The organism is Pseudomonas sp. B21-036, from assembly GCF_024748925.1.
GTDB classification, from domain to species: domain Bacteria; phylum Pseudomonadota; class Gammaproteobacteria; order Pseudomonadales; family Pseudomonadaceae; genus Aquipseudomonas; species Aquipseudomonas palmensis.
Window position 1 is genome coordinate 5,648,925 of the sequence record NZ_CP087178.1, and the last position, 16,125, is coordinate 5,665,049.

Genomic DNA, 16,125 nt, shown 5'->3' on the forward strand with positions numbered 1-16,125 from the left:
TGCCTCAACCTGATTAGCGCCCCTCGCGGGGCGCCGGGATTACAGTTTCTTGGCTTTCTCGACTGCTTCTTCGATGCCGCCGACCATGTAGAACGCTTGTTCTGGCAGGTGGTCGTAGTCACCGTTGAGGATGCCTTTGAAGCCAGCAATGGTGTCTTTCAGGGAAACGTATTTGCCTGGAGAACCGGTGAAGACTTCAGCCACGAAGAACGGCTGGGACAGGAAGCGCTGGATCTTACGAGCACGGGAAACCAGTTGCTTGTCGGTCTCGGACAGTTCGTCCATGCCCAGGATCGCAATGATGTCCTTCAGCTCTTTGTAGCGCTGCAGCACGTACTGAACGCCGCGAGCGGTTTCGTAGTGCTCGTTGCCGATCACGTTCGGGTCCAGCTGGCGCGAAGTCGAGTCCAGTGGATCGACCGCTGGGTAGATACCCAGGGAGGCAATGTCACGGGACAGTACGACGGTGGCGTCCAAGTGGGCGAAGGTGGTGGCTGGCGACGGGTCGGTCAGGTCGTCCGCAGGTACGTATACGGCCTGGATCGAGGTGATCGAACCTTCCTTGGTCGAAGTGATACGTTCTTGCAGAACGCCCATCTCTTCAGCCAGGGTCGGCTGGTAACCTACCGCCGAAGGCATACGGCCCAGCAGTGCGGATACTTCGGTACCGGCCAGGGTGTAACGATAGATGTTGTCGACGAACAGCAGAACGTCGTTACCTTCGTCACGGAACTTCTCGGCCATGGTCAGGCCGGTCAGCGCTACGCGCAGACGGTTTCCTGGTGGCTCGTTCATCTGACCGTAGACCAGCGCTACCTTGTCGAGAACGTTGGAGTCCTTCATCTCGTGGTAGAAGTCGTTACCCTCACGAGTACGCTCACCCACACCGGCGAACACGGAATAACCGCTGTGCTCGATGGCGATGTTACGGATCAGCTCCATCATGTTTACGGTCTTGCCTACACCGGCACCACCGAACAGACCAACTTTACCGCCTTTGGCAAACGGGCAGACCAGGTCGATAACCTTGATGCCGGTTTCCAGCAGGTCGTTGCCGCCTGCCTGGTCAGCGAACGAAGGTGCTTCGCGGTGAATGCCCCAGCGCTCTTCTTCACCGATCGGACCAGCTTCGTCGATCGGGTTGCCCAGCACGTCCATGATCCGGCCCAGGGTCGCTTTACCGACCGGTACGGAGATGGCTGCGCCGCTGTCGACGACGTCCAGACCGCGCTTCAAGCCTTCGGTCGAGCCCATCGCAATGGTACGGACCACGCCGTCGCCCAGCTGCTGCTGAACTTCCAGGGTGGTTTCCGCGCCTTGTACTTTCAGTGCGTTGTACACGCTCGGCACGCTGTCACGTGGGAATTCCACGTCGATGACGGCGCCGATGATTTGAACGATACGTCCGCTACTCATAGCTGGATCCTCTGAATATTTGAACCGTTAAACCGCGGCAGCGCCGCCGACGATTTCCGAGATCTCTTGGGTGATCGCAGCCTGACGCGCCTTGTTGTAGATCAGCTGCAATTCGCTGATCAGGTCGCCGGCGTTGTCGGTGGCGTTCTTCATTGCGATCATCCGCGCAGCTTGTTCGGCCGCGTTGTTCTCGACCACCGCCTGGTAGACCTGCGACTCCACGTAACGCACCATCAGGCCGTCCAGCAGCTCCTTGGCGTCAGGTTCGTAGAGGTAGTCCCAGTGGTGCTTGAGTTCTTGATCCGGGGTTGCAACCAACGGAATCAACTGCTCGACCGTTGGGGCTTGCGTCATGGTATTGATGAACTTGTTCGATACCACGGACAGACGATCGATACGACCATCCAGGTAAGCGTCCAGCATGACCTTGACGCTACCGATCAGATCATTGATCGACGGCTCTTCGCCCAGGTGGCTGATCGCTGCAACGACGTTACCGCCGTAGCTGCGGAAAAACGCCGCACCTTTGCTGCCCACCACGCACAGGTCGATTTCGACCCCTTGCTCGCGGTTGGCTGCCATGTCCTTGACCAGGGCCTTGAACAGGTTGGTGTTCAAGCCACCGCACAGACCACGGTCACTGCTCACAACCACATAACCGGCGCGCTTGACAGGGCGTTCGATCATGAAGGGGTGGCGGTATTCCGGGTTGGCGTTGGCCAGATGACCAATCACCTGGCGGATACGCTCCGCATAGGGACGGCTAGCAGCCATGCGCATTTGAGCCTTGCGCATCTTGCTGACCGCCACTTTTTCCATGGCGCTGGTAATTTTTTGCGTGCTTTTGATGCTCGCAATCTTACTGCGAATCTCTTTTGCGCCTGCCATGTAACACCTATCAGGTTAGCAAGCGGGGGCTGCAAAGCCCCCGCTGCGGCTTACCAGGTTTGGGTGGCCTTGAACTTCTCGATACCGGCTTTGATGCCAGCGTCGATTTCGTCGTTGAAGTCACCCTTCACGTTGATCTTCGCCATCAGTTCGGCGTGATCACGGTTGAAGAAAGCGATCAGCGCTTGTTCGAAGCTGCCGATCTTGGTGATTTCGACGTCGGTCAGGAACCCACGCTCAGCGGCATACAGCGACAGCGCCATGTCCGCGATGGACATTGGAGCGTATTGCTTCTGCTTCATCAGCTCGGTAACACGTTGACCGTGCTCGAGTTGCTTGCGGGTGGCTTCGTCCAGGTCAGAAGCGAACTGGGCGAATGCCGCCAGTTCACGGTACTGAGCCAGAGCGGTACGGATACCACCGGAGAGCTTCTTGATGATCTTGGTCTGAGCGGCACCACCTACACGGGATACCGAAACACCGGCGTTCACTGCAGGACGGATGCCCGAGTTGAACATGGCCGATTCCAGGAAGATCTGACCGTCGGTGATCGAGATCACGTTGGTCGGAACGAACGCGGAAACGTCGCCAGCCTGGGTTTCGATGATCGGCAGTGCGGTCAGCGAGCCGGTCTTGCCAGTTACGGCACCGTTGGTGAACTTCTCTACGTACTCTTCGGAAACGCGCGATGCACGCTCCAGGAGGCGGGAGTGGAGATAGAACACGTCACCTGGGTATGCTTCGCGTCCTGGTGGACGGCGCAGCAGCAGGGAGATCTGACGGTAGGCAACAGCCTGCTTGGACAGGTCATCGTAGACGATCAGTGCGTCTTCGCCGCGGTCACGGAAGAACTCGCCCATGGTGCAACCGGCGTATGGCGCCAGGAATTGCAGTGCGGCGGATTCCGAAGCACTGGCAACCACCACGATGGTGTTGGCCAGGGCGCCGTTTTCTTCCAGCTTGCGAACGATGTTGGCAACGGTCGAACGCTTCTGGCCGACAGCAACATACACACAGAAAATACCGGAGTCTTTCTGGTTGATGATGGCGTCGATGGCCATGGCGGTCTTGCCGATCTGACGGTCACCGATGATCAGCTCACGCTGGCCACGGCCGACAGGGATCATGGCGTCAACCGATTTGTAGCCAGTCTGTACAGGCTGGTCTACCGATTTACGCCAGATAACGCCCGGTGCAACCTTTTCTACAGCGTCGGTCTCGGTGTTGTTCAGCGGACCTTTGCCATCGATTGGGTTACCCAGTGCGTCGACGACGCGACCCAGCAGTTCCTTACCAACCGGAACTTCGAGGATGCGGCCGGTGCACTTGGCGCTCATGCCTTCAGCGAGGGTGTCGTACGCGCCCAGTACTACCGCACCAACGGAGTCTTGCTCCAGGTTGAGGGCCATACCGAACACGCCGCCCGGAAACTCGATCATTTCGCCGTACATAGCGTCGGCCAGACCGTGAATCCGCACGATACCGTCAGAAACGCTGACGACAGTACCTTCGTTGCGGGCTTGGGAGGCTACATCGAGTTTCTCGATGCGGCCCTTGATGATTTCACTAATTTCGGAAGGATTGAGTTGCTGCATTGCTCTGCTGCCCCTTCAAACTCAAGATTTCAATGCTTCGGCCAGTTTCGCGATTTTGCCGCGTACTGAACCATCGATAACCAGGTCGCCGGCGCGGATTACGACACCACCGATCAGGCTGGCATCCTCCGTCGCGTGCAGGCGCACTTCCCGGCTGAGTCGTGCACTGAGAACCTTGGCGAGTTTGTCTTGCTGTTCTTGGTTCAACGCAAAAGCACTGGTGACTTCCACGTCCACGGATTTCTCTTGTTCGGCCTTGTACAGATCGAACAGAGCCGAAATCTCCGGCAACAGCAGGAGACGTTCGTTTTCCGCGGCAACATGAATGAAATTCTGTGCCTGTGCATCGAACTTGTCACCGCACACGTCAATAAACGCGGCGGCCTTTTCTGCGCTCGTCAGTCGCGGGGCCTTGAGCAGGCGCTGCATTGTGTCGTCTTGAGACACTGCAGCAGCCAGGCCGAGCATGGCTGACCAATTGGCCAGTTGCTGATGGGCCTGGGCGTGCTCAAAGGCCGCCTTAGCGTAAGGTCGGGCCAACGTGGTCAGTTCTGCCATGATCGCCCTCGCTTAAATTTCAGCGGCCAGTTTATTAACCAGCTCCGCATGCGCGTTTTGATCGATTGTGGCGCCAAGGATCTTTTCAGCACCGTTGACGGCCAGGCTACCCACTTGGGCGCGCAGCGCGTCTTTGACACCGTTCAGTTCCTGTTCGATCTCGGCTTGAGCCTGGGCCTTCACACGGTCAGCTTCGACGCGAGCCTGGTCACGGGCTTCCTCGACGATCTGGTTACCGCGTTTCTTGGCTTGCTCAATGATTTCGGCTGCCTGAGCTTTAGCTTCGCGCAGTTGCTGACCCGCTTTATCTTGGGCCAGCTCCAGGTCGCGAGCTGCTCGGTTGGCAGCGTCCAGTCCTTCCGCGATCTTCTTCTGACGTTCTTGCAAAGCCGCGATGACCGGAGGCCACACGAACTTCATGCAAAACAGTACAAAAATGAAGAACGCAACGGACTGGCCAATCAGGGTTGCATTAATGTTCACGCCAACACCTCGCTCGTTCTAAGTCCATCACACCAATCCACTCGAAAATTCGAGTGATTAGCCAGCGATTTGACCAACGAAGGGATTAGCGAAGGTGAAGAACAGAGCGATACCAACACCGATCATGGTCACGGCGTCGAGCAGACCGGCGACGATGAACATTTTGACTTGCAGCATCGGAACCATTTCTGGCTGGCGAGCAGCGCCTTCCAGGAACTTGCCGCCCAGCAGGCCGAAACCAATGGCGGTACCCAGGGCACCCAGGCCGATCAGCAGAGCAACAGCGATAGCGGTAAGACCAACTACAGTTTCCATCTTTCCTCCCGACTTTTACGTCGTATTGGTTAGGTTTTTTAGTTTGAAGCGGTAAAACAAAATCGTTTGGTACAGCTGCCCTTGCGGACTTTTTCGGCCTCCCCCCACCCCGGCGGAGAGGCCTCAGACACGCCAGGCGGTCTTAATGGTTATCTTCGTGAGCCATCGACAGGTAGACGATGGTAAGCATCATGAAGATGAACGCTTGCAGGGTGATGATCAGGATGTGGAACACAGCCCACGCCCATTGCAGCACCACGCCCAGGCCGCTCAGCCACAGCAGACCGGCACCGAACATCACGGCGATCAGGATGAACACCAGCTCGCCGGCATACATGTTGCCGAACAGACGCAGGGCCAGCGAGATCGGCTTGGCGATCAGGGTCACGAATTCCAGCAGGAAGTTGACCGGGATCAGCAGGATCTGGACGAAGATGTTCTTGCTGCCGAACGGGTGCAGGGTCAGCTCGCCGATGAAGCCGCCGATGCCCTTGACCTTGATGCTGTAGAAGATGATCAGCGCGAACACGCAGAAGGCCATCGCGATGGTGGCGTTCGGGTCGGTGGTGGATACGGCACGGAACGGGATGTGCGGATCACCGGAGATCAGCATCGCCAGTTGCGGGATCCAGTCGACCGGGATCAGGTCGACGGCGTTCATCAGGAACACCCACACGAAGATGGTCAGGGCCAGCGGTGCGATGACCGGGCTGCGGCCGTGGAACGAATCCTTGACGCTGCCGTTGACGAATTCGACCATCACCTCGACGAAGTTCTGCAGGCCGCCGGGTTGACCGGAAGTCGCTTTTTTCGCCGCCATGCGGAACAGGAGGATGAAGATCAGACCCAGCGCAACGGACCAACCCAGGGTGTCCACGTGGAACGCCCAGAAGCCCATTGCCTTGGCTTCTGCTGCGGAATGGGCAAAGCCCCAACCGCCGTCTGGTAATTGCCCGAAGGTCAAGTTCTGCAAGTGGTGCTGGATATAGCCCGAAGCGGTTTCTGCTGCCATGTTTGCCTCAAACGCCCTAAGGTCTCGAAAGTCTCGTTTTTATCAGCAGGGGCGCGAACCAGCTGACCAACTGGGTCAGCAAGAAGACGCCGAATACTGCTAATGGCGCCAATGGCTTCACTCCTGCGAACGTCAATGCGAACAGCACTGCCGTCAAAATCAATTTGCCTGCCTCGCCAGCGTAGAACGACTTGACGATGGCCTGCGCTGCCCTGGCGCCGGTGTAACGGAACGCCTTGTAGGCAAAGTACAGATTCGGCAGCCAGGCGATCAGTCCTCCGCAGAGTGCCGAATAGCCGCTGACCACCCCATGCCACTGCCACACCCCCAACGATGCCAGCAGCAACACGACAAATTGAGCGAACAGTACCGGAAAAACCGCCCAGCGATGGAAAGGCAAGCGGTTTGGCGTGCGGGTCTCCATCACAACTGCTCCTCGAAAGTCGACCAACCAGTCAGTAATGACTTGGCATAATTTGTGCCGACAAAATGCGCGCAGAGTATAGGGGCGCTTGGACCCCTATTCAACTGCTGGGTAGTGATTTCCGACTGCGCGCTACAAAGCGAATTGTTTCAGCGGATGTGAGCAAGCACGCCCTGCAACTCGTCCAGGGAGTTGTAACGGATCACCAACTGGCCTTTGCCCTTGTTGCCGTGACGGATCTGTACCGCCGAGCCCAGCCGCTCTGCCAGACGCTGTTCAAGGCGGGTGATGTCCGGATCGGGCTTGGCCGGCTCCACCGGCTCGGGCTTGCCGCTGAGCCACTGGCGAACCAGGGCTTCGGTCTGGCGTACGGTCAGGCCTCGTGCGACAACGTGTCGCGCCCCGTCGACCTGCTGTTCTTCAGGCAAACCGAGCAGCGCACGGGCATGACCCATCTCCAGGTCGCCGTGGGACAGCATGGTCTTGATGACTTCCGGCAGCGAGATCAGGCGCAGCAGGTTGGCCACGGTCACCCGCGACTTGCCCACAGCATCCGCGACCTGTTGCTGGGTCAGCTGGAACTCCTGCTGCAGGCGCTGCAGCGCGATGGCCTCTTCCACAGGGTTGAGGTCTTCGCGCTGGATGTTCTCGATCAGCGCCATGGCGATGGCGGTTTCATCCGGCACATCGCGCACCATCGCCGGGATGGTCTCCATGCCGGCCTGTTGGCTGGCGCGCCAGCGGCGTTCGCCGGCGATGATCTCGAAGCGGTCGTCGCCGATCGGGCGGACCACGATCGGCTGCATCACGCCCTGGCTCTTGATCGAATGCGCCAGTTCTTCAAGGGCCTGCGGGTCCATGTCCCGACGGGGCTGGTATTTGCCGCGCTGGATCAGGTCCAGCGGCAGGTGTTGCAGTTCTTTCTGGTCGACCTTGACAGCCTGCTCTTCGAGCGCGCTGACGGTAGGACCACTGAGCAGTGCATCCAACCCACGTCCGAGACCTCGTTTCTTAACGGCCATGCGGATTCCTTAAGTTGCCTGTGCGGCAGTGCGGGTTTGACGGCGTTGACGGCGTACCAGTTCACCGGCCAGGGCCAGATAGGCCAGGGCGCCACGGGACTGCTTGTCGTAGGCCAGGGCCGGCATGCCGAAGCTCGGGGCCTCCGCCAGGCGGATGTTGCGCGGGATCACCGTATCGTAGAGCTGCTCGCCGAAGTGTTCCTTGAGCTGCGCGGACACGTCGTTGATCAGGCTCAGGCGCGGGTCGTACATGGTGCGCAACAGGCCTTCGATCTTGAGCTGCGGATTGAGCTTGGCAGCGATGCGCTTGATGTTATCCACAAGGTCGCTCAAGCCTTCCAGGGCAAAGTATTCACATTGCATCGGAATGATCACGCCATCGGCGGCCACCAGGGCATTGAGCGTCAGCATCGACAGCGACGGCGGGCAGTCGATCAGGATGTAGTCGTAACTCTCGCGGATCGGCGCCAGCGCTGTGCGCAGCCGGCTCTCCTTCATCTGCATTTCGAGCAGAACCACTTCGGCCGCAGTGAGGTCGCGGTTGGCCGGCAGCAGTTGATAACCACCGTGTTCGGACACGTGCATGGCCTGAGCCAGGTCGCACTCGCCGATCAGCAGGTCATAGACCGAATGTTCAAGGACGTGTTTATCCACACCGCTACCCATGGTGGCGTTGCCCTGTGGATCGAGGTCAATCAGCAGCACGCGGCGCTTGGTAGCCACCAGCGATGCAGCGAGATTGATGCAGGTGGTGGTCTTGCCCACACCACCTTTCTGGTTCGCGATCGCGAATACCTTAGCCATTCTTGCTTGTGTTCCCAGTCATGCCGTGCGGCGCAGTATCAGCAGATGGCGCTGGCCTTGGCAACCCGGAACGGTCAAGGCCTGCTCGCTATCCACTTTGAAATCTGCCGGCAATGCTACCAGCTCATCAGCCGGATGCAGCCCTTTCATTGCCAGCCACTGCGTCTGGGCGTCGCCAAGGTGGCGCGTCCAATTGGTGAAGTTCTCCATGCTGCTGAAAGCACGAGAAACAATTCCGGAGAAAGGCTGTTCCGGCTGGAACGCCTCGACCCGGCTGTGGATAACTTGCAGGTTATCCAGCTTCAGCTCCAGTTTCACCTGGGTGAGGAAGCGGGTTTTCTTGCCGTTGCTGTCCAGTACCGTGACCTGCTTGTGCGGATGCAGGATAGCCAGGGGAATGCCCGGCATGCCGCCGCCGCTACCGACGTCGAGCCAGCGCTCGGTGTCGCTGTGGATAAACGGCATGACGCTCAGGCTGTCCAGCAGGTGGCGGGACACCATTTCGTCGGGATTGCGCACTGCAGTCAGGTTGTAAGCCTTGTTCCACTTGATCAGCAGCGCCAGATAAGCCAGCAGTTGCGCGTGCTGGGCCTCGCTCAGCTCGACACCAAGCTGGCAGGCACCTGTGGACAACTCCTGGGCGTGTTGAGGGGTGACCATAGAACTCAAGCGCTTTGCTCCAACTCGCGGCCTGCGCCGCGTTTTTTCAGGTGAATCAGCAACAGGGAAATAGCCGCCGGGGTCACGCCGGGAACGCGCGAGGCCTGGCCGAGTGTCTCTGGGCGGGCCTGGCTGAGCTTACCCTGAATCTCCTTGGACAACCCGGAAATACCAGCGTAGTCGATATCCTCGGGCAGGCGGGTGTCTTCGCTTGCCCGCAGGCGAGCGATTTCTTCCTGTTGCCGGTCGATGTAACCGGCGTATTTGGTCTTGATCTCGACCTGCTCGGCCACCTGAGGGTCGATTTCTCCACCGCCGGTCACTTCCACCAACCCGGCATAGTCGATTTCCGGACGGGTCAGCAGGTTGAGCAGGTTGTATTCATGGCTGAGCGGCGTGCCGAACTTATCCACAATCGCCTGGCCCATCGCGGTATTGGGCTGAACCCAGGTGGACTTCAGGCGTTGCTCCTCGCGCTCGATGCTTTCGCGCTTGGCGCTGAACGCGGCCCAGCGTGCATCGTCGACCAGGCCCAGTTCACGGCCTTTTTCGGTCAGACGCAGGTCGGCGTTGTCTTCACGCAAAATCAGGCGGTACTCGGCCCGCGAGGTGAACATGCGGTACGGCTCCTGGGTACCCAGGGTGATCAGGTCGTCGACCAGCACCCCGATGTACGCCTCGTCGCGGCGCGGGCACCAGCTTTCGCGGCCCTGTGCACGCAGCGCGGCGTTGGCACCGGCCAGCAGCCCCTGCGCGCCGGCCTCTTCGTAACCGGTGGTGCCGTTGATCTGGCCGGCAAAGAACAACCCGCCGATGGCCTTGGTTTCCAGGCTGTACTTCAGGTCACGCGGGTCGAAGTAGTCGTATTCGATGGCATAGCCCGGGCGCACGATGTGCGCGTTTTCCATGCCGCGAATCGAACGCACCAACTGCAGCTGCACGTCGAACGGCAGGGATGTGGATATCCCGTTCGGGTACAGCTCGTGGGTATTGAGCCCTTCTGGCTCGATGAATACCTGGTGGCTCTGCTTGTCGGCAAACCGGTGGATCTTGTCTTCGATCGACGGGCAGTAACGCGGGCCGATGCCCTCGATCACGCCGGAGTACATCGGCGAACGATCGAGGTTGGAAGCAATGATCTCGTGAGTGCGTTCGTTGGTGTGGGTAATCCAGCAACTGACCTGACGCGGGTGCATGGCCTTGTCGCCCATGAACGACATCACCGGTATCGGGGTGTCGCCGGCCTGTTCGGTCATCACCGAGAAATCTACCGAACGCCCGTCGATACGCGGCGGCGTGCCGGTTTTCAGGCGACCCATGCGCAGCGACAGCTCACGCATGCGGTGCGCTAGAGCGATGGCCGGCGGATCGCCGGCACGCCCACCGGAATAATTCTGCAGACCGATGTGGATAAGTCCGCTGAGGAAGGTACCCGTGGTCAGCACCACAGAATCGGCATGGAAACGCAGACCCATCTGCGTGACGACGCCGCGTACCTGGTCCTGCTCGACGATCAGGTCGTCACAGGCCTGCTGGAATATCCACAGGTTGGGCTGGTTTTCGAGAATCTCGCGTACCACGGCCTTGTAGATGGCGCGGTCGGCCTGGGCGCGGGTTGCACGCACCGCCGGGCCTTTGCGGTTGTTCAAAACGCGGAATTGGATACCGCTCTTGTCGGTAGCCAGGGCCATGACACCGCCCAGCGCATCGATCTCCTTGACCAGATGGCTCTTGCCAATACCGCCAATGGCCGGGTTGCAGCTCATGTGCCCGAGGGTTTCCACGTTGTGGGTCAGCAGCAGGGTTTTCACACCCATGCGTGCAGACGCAAGCGCAGCCTCGGTTCCGGCATGGCCGCCGCCGATGACGATCACTTCAAAACGGGAAGGGAAATCCACCACGCACCTCGTGCCTGTTTCGGGAATAGATAGGAATAACGCACAAGTATAGGGACTTACCCCCCTTCTAGGAACCGCTTGAACAAAATTTAACCAGCCTGTGGATGAGTGGCTGACAATAGAAATAAAGAGAGAGAATTTTATTAAAGCTTTGTTTTTATGTTTATTCTTAGTGAGGCACATTTCTGTGGATAAACCTCTACAGCCCTTATTCCACCTTATGTACAGAGGTTCAAAAGGCTGTGGTCTAGTGGCCATGAGGGGTCTGGATAAGCGCCTTAAGCCTGTGGATGAAACACCAACTTATCAACAGGGGGAGTTATCTCCAGCCTTGAGGCCGGGTTATCAACCGAGCTGAGGCGGGGTTTTCCACAGGGCTTATTCTGCGGTTTGTGAGTAAGACAGGCACGCGAAAGCCCCGGAGCGTTCCGGAATTCTCGACAGGGGATAAAAAATTGAGGGGGATGACAGCCGACAACGAGGCCCTGGATCGGCCCCGTTGTGGATAAACGGACTACTTGCCGATGCAGAAGCTGGAGAAGATGCGCCCCAGCAGGTCATCGGAGCTGAAGGCGCCGGTAATTTCGCCCAGGGACTGCTGGGCCTGGCGCAGGTCTTCGGCCAGCAGCTCTCCAGCGCCCGCCAGGGTCAATTGCGCATGACCGTGGTCCAGGTGCGAACTGGCCTGGCGCAGGGCGTCCAGGTGGCGCCGGCGGGCACTGAAGCCGCTTTCGGCAGTCTGTTCGTAACCCATGCAGGCCTTGAGGTGATCGCGCAGCAGTTCCAGGCCCTGGTCGGCGCCCTTGGCACTGAGGGTGATGGTGACGTGACCATCGTCGGACAACTGCAGGCCCACGGGGTCGCCACTGAGGTCGGCCTTGTTGCGAATCAGCGTGACCTTGGCCGGGTCGGGGCGCTGTTCAAGGAATTCAGGCCACAATGCGAACGGATCATCGGCTTCAGGTGCCGTGGCATCCACCACCAATAGCACCCGATCGGCCTCGCCAATGGCTTTGAGGGCGCGTTCCACCCCAATCTTTTCCACATGGTCTTCGGTATCGCGCAGGCCGGCGGTGTCCACCACGTGCAACGGCATGCCGTCAATGTGGATATGTTCGCGCAGCACATCCCGGGTAGTACCGGCGATGTCCGTCACGATGGCCGCCTCGCGCCCGGCCAGTGCGTTGAGCAGGCTGGACTTGCCGGCATTCGGCCGCCCGGCGATCACCACCGTCATGCCGTCGCGCAACAGCGCACCCTGCCCCGCCTCGCGCTGCACTGTGGATAAACTCTCGCGCACCTCCTCGAGCATGCGCAGGACGTGGCCATCGGCAAGAAAATCGATTTCCTCTTCGGGAAAGTCGATTGCCGCCTCGACGTAGATACGCAGGCTGATCAGTTTTTCGGTGAGGTTATCCACACGGCGGGAGAATTCGCCCTGCAACGAGCGCAGCGCATTACGCGCCGCCTGTGCAGAACTGGCCTCGATCAGGTCGGCGATGGCTTCGGCCTGCGCGAGGTCGAGCTTGTCGTTGAGAAAGGCGCGCTCGCTGAATTCGCCCGGACGCGCCAGGCGGCAACCCAGTTCCACGCAGCGCTGCAGCAGCATGTCGAGCACAACCGGGCCGCCGTGGCCCTGCAGCTCCAGTACATCTTCACCGGTAAAGGAGTTGGGCCCGGGAAAATACAGGGCAATGCCTTCATCCAGTACCAGGCCATCGTCGCCCTTGAACGGGCCGTAATGGGCATACCGCGGGGTGAGCTCACGGCCGGTGATGGCCAACCCGGCCTTGCTGGCCAGCGGTCCGGAAATACGCACGATTCCTACACCGCCACGACCCTGGGCAGTGGCAATTGCAGTGATGGTTTCACGACGAGCATTCATCAGCGAAGGCCTCAGACAAAAACGACAGATAGCAAAACGCCCCACGAGGGGGCGTTTTATCCACAGGTTAGCTGGCTAACCCGTCAAGCGGTGGCTTTGTTGCTCGCCGCTTCGATCTTGCGGGTGATGTACCACTGCTGTGCGATCGACAGGCAGTTGTTCACAACCCAGTACAGCACCAGACCTGCCGGGAACCACAGGAAGAAGAAGGTGAAGATGATCGGCATCAGCTTCATCACCTTGGCCTGCATCGGATCCGGCGGCGTCGGGTTCAGGCGCTGCTGGATGAACATGGTCGCGCCCATGATGATCGGCAGGATGAAGAACGGATCCTTGATCGACAGGTCGGTAATCCAGAACATCCACGGGGCCTGGCGCATTTCAACGCTTTCCAGCAATACCCAGTAGAGCGAAAGGAAGACTGGCATTTGCACCAGGATCGGCAGGCAGCCGCCCAGCGGGTTGATCTTCTCTTTCTTGTACAGCTCCATCATGGCCTGCGACATCTTCTGCCGGTCATCGCCATGTTGCTCTTTCAGCGCGGCCAGTTTAGGTGCCACGGCACGCATGCGCGCCATCGACTTGTAGCTGGCAGCGGACAGCGGGAAGAACAGCAGCTTGATCAGCATGGTCAGGACGATGATCGACCAGCCCCAGTTGCCGAGCAGCTCATGGATATGTTGCAGCAGCCAGAAGATCGGCTGGGCAATGAACCACAGGATGCCGTAGTCGACGGTCAGCTCCAGGCCCGGGGACAGCGCCTTGAGTTTTTCCTGGCTCTTGGGACCGGCGTACAGCAGCGTGCTGGTTTCGCCCTGGGCGCCGGCAGCCACGTTCAGCTCCGGACCGGTGAACCCGATGATGTAGTTGCCCTGGCTGTCCTTGCGTGTCTGAACAACGTTGTTGTCCGACTTGTTGGGAATCCAGGCGGTCACGAAGTAGTGCTGCAACCAGGCAACCCAGCCGCCGGTAACATTTTCTTTCAAACTACCTTTGTCGATGTCCTTCATCGACACTTTCTTGTACGGCTCGGCACTTGTCCACAGGGCGGCGCCCAGATAGGTGGCGGTACCGGTGGCGGTGCTCGACGACGGATCGGAGCTGGCATCGCGCTTGAGCTGTGCAAACAGGTTGCCTGTCCACGGCTTGCCGCTCTGGTTGTCGATCATGTGAGTGACTTTCAGGTCATATTCACCACGGTTCAGGGTGAAACGCTTGATGTAGTTCACACCCGCGTCGCTGAACTTGAGGTCGACGACCAGTTGGTTCTGGCCATCGGCCAGTTGATAACTTTTCTGCTCGGCGGAATACAGCGGGCGACCAGCGGCACGTGCATCGGGGCCGTTGGCACCGGTCAGGCCGCTCTGAGCCAGGTAAACGCGCTCGCCGCCGTTATCGAACAGCTGGAACGGAATTTCCGGATGGTCCTGGCGACGTGGATATTTCGGCAGGGTCAGCTGCGCGATATCACCGCCGTTGGGGTTGATAGCCAGGTCGAGGACATCGGTCTTGACCCTAATCAGGTCTGTGCTGACAGCAACCGGTGCAATTTCTGCAGGGGTGGTTTCAGCAGTGGCGCTCGGAACATCAGCGCTGGCGCCGGATGTGCCAACGGTCGGGGTATCGGGCAAGCCCGGCGCGACGGTGCTGGCAGCAGTATTCTGAGTCGGCAGGGCAGCCTGGCCGTAGTCCTGGTTCCACTTGAGGACCATGACATAGGACACGATTGCCAGGGCGGCGATCAGGATCGTGCGTTTAATATCCATGATTACTCGGCTATCGAAGAAGAAGTACGGGAAGTGGGAGCAGGCGGAACCGGGTCATAACCGCCGGCATTCCACGGATGACAACGCCCGAGACGACGAGCGGTCAACCATCCACCGCGCAATGCGCCATGTGTTTCGATGGCTTCAATCGCATAGGTGGAACAGGTCGGATAGAAACGACAGTGGCTGGCCATCAGAGGGCTAATGGCGTAACGGTAAAACTGGATCGGAACGAGTACCAGTTTACGCATCTGGACGGTCTACCCCTGCAGATTCGCTGTTAACCACTGGAGCGGGCCGACTGCGTGCAAGGCGCTTCCAGAGCTTGCCAAAATGTTGGTGCAATTCTGGGTTTTCTACGTCGCCCAGGCCTTTGCGCGCGACGATCACGATGTCCCAACCGGCCAGCAAATGCTGGTGGAGACGAAACGAATCGCGCATCAAACGCTTCAAGCGGTTGCGTTGAACGGAGAGCTTGACGCTCTTTTTCCCGATCACGAGCCCCAGGCGGGGATGATCCAGGCCGTTCTCGCGGGCAAGGAGCAAGAGACTCTTGCCTGGCACCTTGCCGGATGGAGAGTCAAAGACCGCTTTGAAGTGTCGGGGTGTCAGAAGACGCTTTTCCCGACTGAAGTCCTGACTCACCACCTGTGCCGAAAAATCAAACTGCCAGACGCTTACGGCCTTTGGCACGACGGCGGGACAGTACGGCACGGCCGTTCTTGGTAGCCATACGGGCACGGAAACCGTGAGTGCGGGCGCGCTTGATGGTGCTTGGTTGGAAAGTACGTTTCATGGCGTGTTACCTGGTTCGTCGACAACGGGCCGGAATGGCCCCCGTTTTAAGAGACCGGCGATTCTAGAGAAAGCAGCGCCATAGGTCAATTTCCAACCAGCTTTTCCTTATGGATAAAAAACCGGGCGCCTTCGCATGCTCGTCCACAGGCCTGTGCCCCGGATGACAGGGACACAGCCTTGCCGGACGCTTAAACATAGAAAAAAGAAGAGAAGGTATTTAAAGCTTTTTTGTAAATCTTATAGAACTTAGGCAGCTGTTTTCTGTGGATAGAACGCTACAGGCCTTGTTCTACTTACTGTACAGAGAAAAGAAACCCTGTCGGGAAGCGGTGCTCTGGCTGTGCTGTGCAGGCGCAAAAGCTGTGGATTAAAAGGCCTGTTATCCACAGAGCAGTTATCCACCGATTTCGACCCCCAGTTGTGCAAAGTGCTCAGGCATGGTTATCCACAGGGCTTATTCACAGCGGTAAAGTGACGTTTTTGCCACTAACCTGCTGATTTATCGCCACCCTCGACACACCTGCATGTGGATAACTGCGCTGGTGGTCGGTACAATGGCCGCTTGTTTTTGCCTCACCGGCGTTCAACTCAGGGGATATCC

Annotated in this window: 17 protein-coding genes; all 17 read right to left on the reverse strand. The window is 58.8% G+C overall.

The window, feature by feature from the left end; translation table 11 throughout:
• Positions 1-39 precede the first annotated feature (39 nt).
• Positions 40-1,416, reverse strand: coding sequence for a F0F1 ATP synthase subunit beta (gene atpD, locus LOY33_RS25820; protein WP_043860663.1), 1,377 nt, complete (start codon positions 1,414-1,416; stop codon positions 40-42).
• Between the two features lie 27 nt (positions 1,417-1,443).
• On the reverse strand, positions 1,444-2,304 hold the full coding sequence (gene atpG / locus LOY33_RS25825; RefSeq protein WP_054916061.1) for a F0F1 ATP synthase subunit gamma: 861 nt from the start codon (positions 2,302-2,304) through the stop codon (positions 1,444-1,446).
• 50 nt (positions 2,305-2,354) lie between these two features.
• Positions 2,355-3,899 (reverse strand): F0F1 ATP synthase subunit alpha, encoded by a 1,545-nt coding sequence (gene atpA, locus LOY33_RS25830; protein ID WP_043860665.1) that lies wholly within the window; start codon positions 3,897-3,899, stop codon positions 2,355-2,357.
• Positions 3,900-3,920: 21 nt separating this feature from the next.
• Complete coding sequence (locus LOY33_RS25835; RefSeq protein WP_043860666.1) at positions 3,921-4,457, reverse strand: F0F1 ATP synthase subunit delta; 537 nt, start codon at positions 4,455-4,457, stop codon at positions 3,921-3,923.
• Positions 4,458-4,469: 12 nt separating this feature from the next.
• Positions 4,470-4,940, reverse strand: a complete 471-nt coding sequence (locus LOY33_RS25840; RefSeq protein ID WP_043860667.1) for a F0F1 ATP synthase subunit B — start codon at positions 4,938-4,940, stop codon at positions 4,470-4,472.
• Between the two features lie 57 nt (positions 4,941-4,997).
• The gene (gene atpE / locus LOY33_RS25845; RefSeq protein WP_003097235.1) at positions 4,998-5,255 is read right to left on the reverse strand and encodes a F0F1 ATP synthase subunit C; all 258 of its coding nucleotides are present in this window, start codon (positions 5,253-5,255) and stop codon (positions 4,998-5,000) included.
• Between the two features lie 142 nt (positions 5,256-5,397).
• Positions 5,398-6,267: a F0F1 ATP synthase subunit A gene (gene atpB / locus LOY33_RS25850; RefSeq protein WP_043860668.1), complete on the reverse strand. Its 870-nt coding sequence runs from the start codon at positions 6,265-6,267 to the stop codon at positions 5,398-5,400.
• Positions 6,268-6,283: 16 nt separating this feature from the next.
• Positions 6,284-6,691 carry a F0F1 ATP synthase subunit I gene (locus LOY33_RS25855; RefSeq protein WP_043860669.1) on the reverse strand — a complete coding sequence of 136 codons (408 nt, stop codon included), beginning with the start codon at positions 6,689-6,691 and terminating at the stop codon, positions 6,284-6,286.
• 149 nt (positions 6,692-6,840) lie between these two features.
• Positions 6,841-7,713: a ParB/RepB/Spo0J family partition protein gene (locus tag LOY33_RS25860; protein WP_043860670.1), complete on the reverse strand. Its 873-nt coding sequence runs from the start codon at positions 7,711-7,713 to the stop codon at positions 6,841-6,843.
• Positions 7,714-7,722: 9 nt separating this feature from the next.
• A complete protein-coding gene (locus tag LOY33_RS25865) occupies positions 7,723-8,517 on the reverse strand; it encodes a ParA family protein (RefSeq protein WP_043860671.1) in 795 nt (264 codons plus the stop codon).
• A gap of 18 nt (positions 8,518-8,535) precedes the next feature.
• The gene (gene rsmG / locus LOY33_RS25870; protein WP_258660573.1) at positions 8,536-9,186 is read right to left on the reverse strand and encodes a 16S rRNA (guanine(527)-N(7))-methyltransferase RsmG; all 651 of its coding nucleotides are present in this window, start codon (positions 9,184-9,186) and stop codon (positions 8,536-8,538) included.
• Positions 9,183-11,075, reverse strand: a complete 1,893-nt coding sequence (gene mnmG / locus LOY33_RS25875; protein ID WP_054916064.1) for a tRNA uridine-5-carboxymethylaminomethyl(34) synthesis enzyme MnmG — start codon at positions 11,073-11,075, stop codon at positions 9,183-9,185. Before mnmG ends, rsmG begins: the two co-directional genes overlap by 4 nt.
• Before the next feature lie 514 nt (positions 11,076-11,589).
• Positions 11,590-12,960 carry a tRNA uridine-5-carboxymethylaminomethyl(34) synthesis GTPase MnmE gene (gene mnmE, locus LOY33_RS25880; protein WP_043860673.1) on the reverse strand — a complete coding sequence of 457 codons (1,371 nt, stop codon included), beginning with the start codon at positions 12,958-12,960 and terminating at the stop codon, positions 11,590-11,592.
• 83 nt (positions 12,961-13,043) lie between these two features.
• Positions 13,044-14,726 carry a membrane protein insertase YidC gene (gene yidC, locus LOY33_RS25885; protein ID WP_258660581.1) on the reverse strand — a complete coding sequence of 561 codons (1,683 nt, stop codon included), beginning with the start codon at positions 14,724-14,726 and terminating at the stop codon, positions 13,044-13,046.
• Positions 14,727-14,728: 2 nt separating this feature from the next.
• On the reverse strand, positions 14,729-14,977 hold the full coding sequence (gene yidD / locus LOY33_RS25890) for a membrane protein insertion efficiency factor YidD (protein ID WP_078481305.1): 249 nt from the start codon (positions 14,975-14,977) through the stop codon (positions 14,729-14,731).
• Complete coding sequence (rnpA, locus tag LOY33_RS25895) at positions 14,970-15,374, reverse strand: ribonuclease P protein component (protein ID WP_196933215.1); 405 nt, start codon at positions 15,372-15,374, stop codon at positions 14,970-14,972. Before rnpA ends, yidD begins: the two co-directional genes overlap by 8 nt.
• A gap of 13 nt (positions 15,375-15,387) precedes the next feature.
• On the reverse strand, positions 15,388-15,522 hold the full coding sequence (rpmH, locus tag LOY33_RS25900) for a 50S ribosomal protein L34 (protein ID WP_002551315.1): 135 nt from the start codon (positions 15,520-15,522) through the stop codon (positions 15,388-15,390).
• Positions 15,523-16,125 lie beyond the last annotated feature (603 nt).